Genomic DNA, 535 nt, shown 5'->3' on the forward strand with positions numbered 1-535 from the left:
GAAACCGACGAACGTGGCGGGGTTCGCACGCCCAAAGAGTTCTACGTATCTCCGTTCAACGATCTGGACGGCGAGTACCGGATGCGACTTCCGCTACCCGACACCGCGCTCGCGCTCTCGATAGTTCTGGCCCGTGACGGCAAGGCGCCCTTCGTGGCCACGGTGTCCGGTCGTTGTGTGCCGGCGACGACGCGCGAGATCGTGCGCAGTGCGCTCGCCATCCCGCTGGCTCCGCTCCGAGTCGCCGCGCAGATCAGATTTCAAGGAATCCGGCTGTGGGCCAGGCGCTTACCCATCGTTCCCCGACCGCAACATCACCCGCAGGAGGCAGTGCAATGACCACAACCACTCTCGGCACCGAACCTTCCGCTCACACGATCGAAACCGAGCGGTGGCCGGGCGTCGCCACAGTGCCGAGCGGGCTCAAAGTGCGGGTTGCATCACCGGTTGCCCGCGCCCTGTTCCACAAGGCGGTCGCACGTTTGCCGCTGCGTGTCCAGATGCCCAACGGTGAGTTCTCCGGTGGCGGTAGCCC

Annotated in this window: 1 protein-coding gene and 1 pseudogene; both read left to right on the top strand. The window is 65.6% G+C overall.

The window, feature by feature from the left end; genetic code table 11:
* Nucleotides 1-339: DUF1365 family protein (locus ABD369_RS40965; RefSeq protein WP_344641719.1), on the top strand; the 339-nt coding region annotated here is incomplete at its 5' end.
* A pseudogene (locus ABD369_RS40970) lies at nt 336-535 on the top strand (hypothetical protein); the annotation flags it as partial. The gene ABD369_RS40965 and the pseudogene ABD369_RS40970, both read left to right, overlap by 4 nt.

This window comes from Kitasatospora cystarginea (assembly GCF_039533515.1).
In the GTDB taxonomy this organism is placed as follows: domain Bacteria; phylum Actinomycetota; class Actinomycetes; order Streptomycetales; family Streptomycetaceae; genus Kitasatospora; species Kitasatospora cystarginea.